Source organism: Pedobacter sp. GW821-FHT01D05 (assembly GCF_059422505.1).
Genome location: NZ_JBWKXA010000008.1, coordinates 223874 through 230646 on the forward strand (window position 1 = coordinate 223874; position 6773 = coordinate 230646).

The following is a 6773-nucleotide window of genomic DNA, read 5'->3' on the forward strand; positions in this document are numbered from 1 at the left end:
TAGTTTGTTTTGCAGCTTGTGATTTTTACAATCATTTTGCTCCAATAAATTTATACAATGATTCACATCCCAAATCGTTAAGCATCTGTACAAAGATTTATCAATATTATTTACAATGCAACTAACTACAAAACAGCCACTTAAACCAAATGAATGATGAGTCTGTACAAGCTGAAAATTCTGTTTTTTTTAAACAGCTTGATATCTGCTGCAAAAAGGTAGCACAGGCAGTTGGCGAAAAAAGCATTTTGGAATGGAAGAATAGCGATTACATCAAACTTAGTGGTTTACTACATCGAAAAACCAAGGTTCATTTAAGTGAAAATACGCTTAAACGGATTTTCGGAAAACTTAAAAAACCTACCCGTTATTACCCACAAAAAGCAACAAGAGATGCACTTGCCCAGTTTATCGGTTTCAGAGACTGGTATGAGTTCGAACTTTTGAATCCTGTTACAGAAAAAGTAGATTTAATTGCCGTACCCGATAAGGTAGATTCAAAATCAAAGGAAATTAGTAATAAGAAAAAGAGTTATATCTATTTAGCATTAGCGGTAGTTGTAATGGCTATTATTGGGATTTATTATTTCATTTATAATAAAGATGAGGTAAACAATGTTAAATTAACCTGTTTAAATCCTGAAGGCAAAAGCCCGCATTCTGCAATCTTTAAATTGGCTTATAAAGGAAGTATTCCTGATGATTCATCGACTTTTTTCATCGACTTTGGAGATGGTAAAACCAAACGATCAGCAACTACAAATGCAGCTGTTAACCATTATTATGAAACACCTGGAAGATACTTCCCTGTTCTATTCCACAAAAATACGCCGATAGATACGGCTTATGTATATCTTCAAAGTAAAGGATGGGATGTTATTGCAACGATGCTGTACGATACAACAAGGGTATATCCAATTTTAAAGAGAATTGTTGATGAAAGTGATTATCACGTAACAGCAAAAGAATTATCGACTGCAGGTGTTGATACTAACAAAACCTTTTTTGTATCATTTAGTAATGTCAGACCATCGCATATCAGTGCCGATGACTTCGAATTTGGTGCAGACATTATCACTTCAGCTGAAAGAGCTGGAGTACGCTGCTCGCAAGTTGATATTGCGGTTTTTGGCGATAGAGGCAATCATAGCCTTAGTATAATGAAGCCCGAATGTACTGCCTGGAGCTCATATAAGTTTTCGGAAATGGCCAGAAAAGGAGAAAAAGATGATTTAAGACAGCTCGGCTATGATCTTACTGGAGGTGGCAAGGTAAAATTACGGATCAGGAATCAACATGTGGCGCTGATTATCAATAACAAAGAAATTTTTAAAACTCAATACAAAGTGGCTATTGGAAAACTGATGGGCTTTAAAATCATGTTTGCCGGAATCGGCACTTTCAAAAACTTTAATCTGGCTGATTTAAAAACAGGAGAAAGATTTTAACCCAACCAGCGTTTTACATTTTTTTGAAAGATGATTCACGCACTTTCGCATTTTCCGTAACGGGAATCATTAAAAGAATAGATGATTATGCAAAATGTTAAAATGGTTATATTGCGGCACTAAATCATAATGAATAACTCAAAAAACGCTAATCTTAACAAGCTGTTCTCATTTCTATTAAAAAAGGAATGCGTAATTGCCATTTATATGCTATTGGCTATTGTAGCAGGTTATAAACAGTACCACCATCATTCTTACAATAATTATCTGATTTTCAAATATGTATATTGGCATACAATTGATCTTCAAAATTTGTACAATAACTATTCCGAATACCGAGATAGTAACCACTATGGCCCTGTGTTTTCGGTTTTTATTGCGCCATTTGCACTATTACCTGATGGTTTAGGTTGTATCCTTTGGAATATAGCCAATGTATCGATACTGCTCTGGGGAATTTACAGTCTCCCTATATCGTTAAACAAAAGGACTATTATTGCCTGGATCTGTGCACACGAAGCCTTAACTGCACTCTTTAGTTTTCAGTTCAATATTGCCCTAACAGGGATTATTTTACTCAGTTTTTCTTATCTTATTAAAAAGAAAGAAATACAATCTGCTTTTTTTATCGCCTTTGGTACTTTGGTTAAACTATATGGAATTGTTGGACTGGCATTTTTCTTTTTTAGTAAGAACAAGTTAAAATTTATCATAAGCTGTTTTATTGCATTTGCGGTACTGTTCGCTTTACCTATGGTTATTTCATCTCCGGCATTTGTAATTCAATCATATACCGACTGGTACCATTCCCTTGCCCATAAAAATGATTTAAATGCATCATTAACTTCCTTCCAGGATATTTCTTTGATGGGTATTGTACGGCGGGCAACAGGTAACATAAATATTCCCAATGCTCCATTTTTATTGGTTGGTCTTGTACTATTTGGTTTGCCTTATTTACGGATTAAGCAATATAAACACCTCGGCTTTAGGTTAATGTTATTGGCATCGACACTTATTTTTACGGTTATATTTAGCAGCGGTTCTGAATCGCCAACCTATATTATCGCTTTTGCAGGTGTTGCCATTTGGTTTACGGTGCAACAAAACCCTAAAAAAGGATGGATAATAGCCTTATTTATTTTTGCATTTATATTAACCAGCCTGTCACCAACCGATATTTTCCCAAGGTCGTTTAAAGAATTTATTCGTCTATATTCGCTTAAAGCCCTACCTTGCGTTATCATTTGGCTAACCATAATTTATCAAATGATGAAAGAAGATTTTGAGTCTTATCTGATTGCCGATAAATGAATAAACTAGTTTCTATAGTAATCCCTGCTTACAATGAAGCCGATAATATTTTTGTAATAGCCGAAAGTATTAAAAAAGTTTTTTCGACCATCAATTACGGTTATGAAATTATCCTGGTGGATGATGGAAGTGCCGATCATACCCTCGAAAAAATAAAAGATTATGCCTCAACAGCAGGTAATATATTTTTCCTCGAGTTTTCTAAAAACTTTGGCCATCAACTGGCGGTTAAAGCAGGCATGGACCATGCTTTTGGCGATTGTGTAATTTCGATGGATTGCGACATGCAACATCCTCCTGAACTGATTCCGGAAATGCTGCAGAAATGGGAGGAAGGTTTTGAGGTGGTGTATACCATCAGGGAAGAAGATAAAAATTTATCAAAAGGAAAAAGAAGTTCATCAAACCTATTCTATAAAACCTTAAACTGGTTATCAGATATTGATCTCGAACCGGGCGCAGCCGATTTCCGCCTACTTGATCAAAAGGTGGTTAGCGTTTTTAGGAATTTCCATGAAAACGAGCCCTTTCTACGTGGTCTGGTCAAATGGCTTGGTTTTAAGCAATTCGCCATTCGTTACAACCCGGCAGCCCGTTTTTCGGGGAATAGCAAGTATACCTTTAAAAAGATGTTAAGGCTGGCCTTACATGGCGTTACCTCTTTCAGTATAAAACCCTTATATTCTGCGGTATACCTGGGTTTCATCCTTTCTTTTGCCTCTGTATTGTACATACCCTATATTATTTATGCATTTGTAAATCATGTAGAGGTTTCTGGTTGGGCTTCGGTTATTATGACTATTGTCTTTTTTGGAGGGTTACAGCTCATTATCTTGGGCATTATAGGTATTTATGTAGGCAAAATGTTTATGCAGTCTAAAAACCGCCCTAATTATATTATCCGTTCAACCAATATCCCCCAAAAATAAAATGGTACTGTTAAGTTTTGATATCGAAGAGTTTGATATGCCTTTTGAATATGGAAAAAATATTTCATTCGAAGATCAGATTGCCATTTCGAGGGCTGGCACCATTACCATTTTAGATATTTTGGATAAATATGAAGTGAAGGCTACCTTTTTTTGTACGGTTACTTTTGCCGAAAATATTCCGGATCTGATTAAAAGGATTACCGAAACGGGGCACGAACTCGCCTCACATGGTTACTATCATTCTGATTTTAAACCAGAGCATCTTCTCCAATCGAAACTAAAATTAGAAGAACTCTCTGGCAAAGAAATTACAGGTTACCGCATGGCCAGAATGATGCCTGTTGACGAAAAGGAAATTGAAAAAGCCGGATATACTTATAATACTTCCATTAATCCAACCTATTTACCAGGGCGATACAACAATTTTAATGTATCCAGAACACACTTCATCAAAAATAATGTCCTACAGATTCCAGCTTCCGTAAGCCCATTAATTAGGTTCCCGTTATTTTGGCTGTCTTTCCATAATCTGCCTTTAGGCATTTACAAAACATTAGCAAGCTGGACATACAAAAAAGATAAATACCTGAATATCTATTTCCACCCCTGGGAATTTACCGATTTAGAAGATTTTGACCGCTTTGGTTTCCCAGCTTATGTAAGAAAAAACACGGGCACAAAAATGGCAGAACGCACAGAAAATCTTATTTCGTGGATGAAGGCTAAAAATTATCCCTTTGGCACCTTTCAGGAATTTATCAGTACTATTTCTTCAAACTGATAACTGCCAATTGTAAACTTAAAACTATTTATACGTTTCGGCCAATTTAAGTGCATTATAGGCATTAACAATACCTCCGCTAACACATATTTCGCTAAAAGGCGTTCTAACATTCTCCCCCTTTTCATTTTTATATTTCACCTTGTGTGTTACTTTCGAAACAGATTTCATGATAATCTCCCTTACCTGTGCTGGTTTTAAGTCTGGGTAATAGCTTAAAATTAAGGCCGCTAAGCCAGCCACAACAGGGGAGGCCATACTCGTTCCATCAGCCTCTTCATATTTATTATCAGGAACAGTTGATCTGATTAAAAATCCCGGAGCAAAAACATCTACATTATATTTGCCATAATTAGAGAAATCAGCCTTCAGGTTATCATCATCTTTATAAGCACTTGCCCCTACTTCGATCCAATTATTGGCATGGGGAAGGTTAAACTTTGCTGAGTCGATGGGTACAGGTTTTATTAATGCAGATCGGTCATAAGCTGGCCTCATGCCCATTCCGTTGTTCTGTGTCATTGGCTTTGGTGGGGTAAAATCAGGCTTGCTAGGTTTTTTATTGGCTTCTTTATAAGTTTCAGCCTCTTTACTGTCGAAAAACTTATTAGGAAAATTCTCTTCAACATCATTATTCTGGTTATCGTTTCCGGCTGCATGCACCAATAATACACCTTTAAGTGCTGCATATTTTACTGCCGAGTCTACTGCTTTTTTATCCCACTTGTAGCTTTTACCAAAACTCATATTAATTACTTTAGCACCATTATCAACCGCGTATCTGATACCATTGGCAACATCTTTATCACGCTCATCCCCGGTAGGTACCACCCTAATGGCCATAATACTCACATTATTCGCTACGCCCAAAATACCTACAGAATTTGTACGATCAGCACCAATAATCCCCGATACGTGTGTACCATGAAAAGCATCAGGGCCTTTTACATCATTGTTCCCATAATCTTTCTGATAAGGATTGCTATAATCATCGCCAACCAGTTCTGCACGCATATCATATTTAGGGTTTAAGTTGTACTTCAGCATCGCATCGTATTGCTTGTACCCCTCTTTTATGTTTTTATAAAATTTCTCGAAACTACCATCCTCCTTAGCCCCTTTTCTGATGATTGTTTTTACCTGCTCTTCAGTTTCATCATCGGCTTTGTACTGATCTACATCTATCATCGTCGGGAGCTCTTTTTTATTGATCTTGGCTACAGAATCTAAAACTTTGTTAATGGCAATCAGAACAGAAAAAGTATTGCTGGCATCTTCGTATTTCTTACCAAAATCACCCACCATCTTCTTATAGAGTTTAAATTCTTCCTTCTGAGTACTATCTAAAGGTGTTAAATTTGTTGTTGATTGATATTTAGGCGTATAAATCCTTAATAAACGTACCAATTCCAAATTATCAAATTCTAAATTACCTTTTTTTGAACCAATGAAATTCCAGCCATGGATATCGTCAATATAACCGTTACCATCATCGTCTATTCCATTTCCTGGGATTTCTCTTTTATTCGTCCATAAAACATGCTGCAAATCTGGGTGATTGGTATCTACTCCACCATCAATTACCGCCACAATGACATTTTGCTTAGGTTTTTTATCTTTTAAAAGTTCACGATAAGCTTTCTCCGTACTGATACCAAAATATCCATTCTCCAATAAATCGAGATTAAACCAATTTGCAGGCAGTTGTACATTCTTGCTCTGTGCAAAAGCGCCAAAATTTATACACAAAATAAAAGCAAGAAAAGTTAATTTCTTCAGGTTCACATTCATCATCATAATATGTACGTAATACTACAATAATACGGTTTTATTACCTGGAGGCTGAAAGATTTTACATTTTTTAACAAGAGTAGAATAATCGGTTTTTGGAGCGCAATAGCAGTAAAATGTAGGTCGCGTTCCGTCCTGCTGTACGCTGCAATCCTTTTGGGAAACCCCTTATGATAAACAAGCTACCTATGCCCAAAACGATTTCCGCTGCCATCAGGGCTATTGAACCTGGGCCAGTAGTGTAAAACTCAGCGGAGATCTGCGTAAACAGGCCCTTAACTTTTCTTAACTCCTTAACGGTAGTAATAAGCCCCGTTACAGTTTTTAACCATTAAGGAATTAAGGCCATTAAGAAAACCAGGGCGAAGCTATAGCCTGGCTTTTCTCAACTGCTTAATGGTAATTGAGAGTAGGAGGTTTACAAAAGGCTATAAACCAAGAAAACCCTTCAACATTGCTGTTAAAGGGTTTCTTTTAAGATCTGGCACCGACCTACTCTCCCACGTG

General features: G+C 36.6%; 5 protein-coding genes. 4 read left to right on the forward strand and 1 reads right to left on the reverse strand.

Going from position 1 to position 6773, the window contains the following annotated elements; all coding sequences use genetic code 11:
* The first annotated feature begins 149 nt into the window (after window positions 1–149).
* The 4 genes from AC07VK_RS23375 (at window position 150) to AC07VK_RS23390 (ending at window position 4475) form a co-directional block, all read left to right on the forward strand.
* Window positions 150–1448, forward strand: a complete 1299-nt coding sequence (locus AC07VK_RS23375; protein WP_492963164.1) for a hypothetical protein — start codon at window positions 150–152, stop codon at window positions 1446–1448.
* 129 nt (window positions 1449–1577) lie between these two features.
* On the forward strand, window positions 1578–2762 hold the full coding sequence (locus AC07VK_RS23380) for a glycosyltransferase family 87 protein (protein ID WP_492963162.1): 1185 nt from the start codon (window positions 1578–1580) through the stop codon (window positions 2760–2762).
* Window positions 2759–3691 (forward strand): glycosyltransferase family 2 protein, encoded by a 933-nt coding sequence (locus AC07VK_RS23385; protein ID WP_492956250.1) that lies wholly within the window; start codon window positions 2759–2761, stop codon window positions 3689–3691. The genes AC07VK_RS23380 and AC07VK_RS23385 overlap by 4 nt, the downstream gene beginning before the upstream one ends.
* Window position 3692: 1 nt before the next feature.
* Window positions 3693–4475: a polysaccharide deacetylase family protein gene (locus AC07VK_RS23390; RefSeq protein WP_492963160.1), complete on the forward strand. Its 783-nt coding sequence runs from the start codon at window positions 3693–3695 to the stop codon at window positions 4473–4475.
* Between the two features lie 24 nt (window positions 4476–4499).
* On the opposite strand, the gene AC07VK_RS23395 is transcribed toward AC07VK_RS23390, so the two are convergent.
* Window positions 4500–6266 (reverse strand): S8 family peptidase, encoded by a 1767-nt coding sequence (locus AC07VK_RS23395; protein WP_492963464.1) that lies wholly within the window; start codon window positions 6264–6266, stop codon window positions 4500–4502.
* Window positions 6267–6773 lie beyond the last annotated feature (507 nt).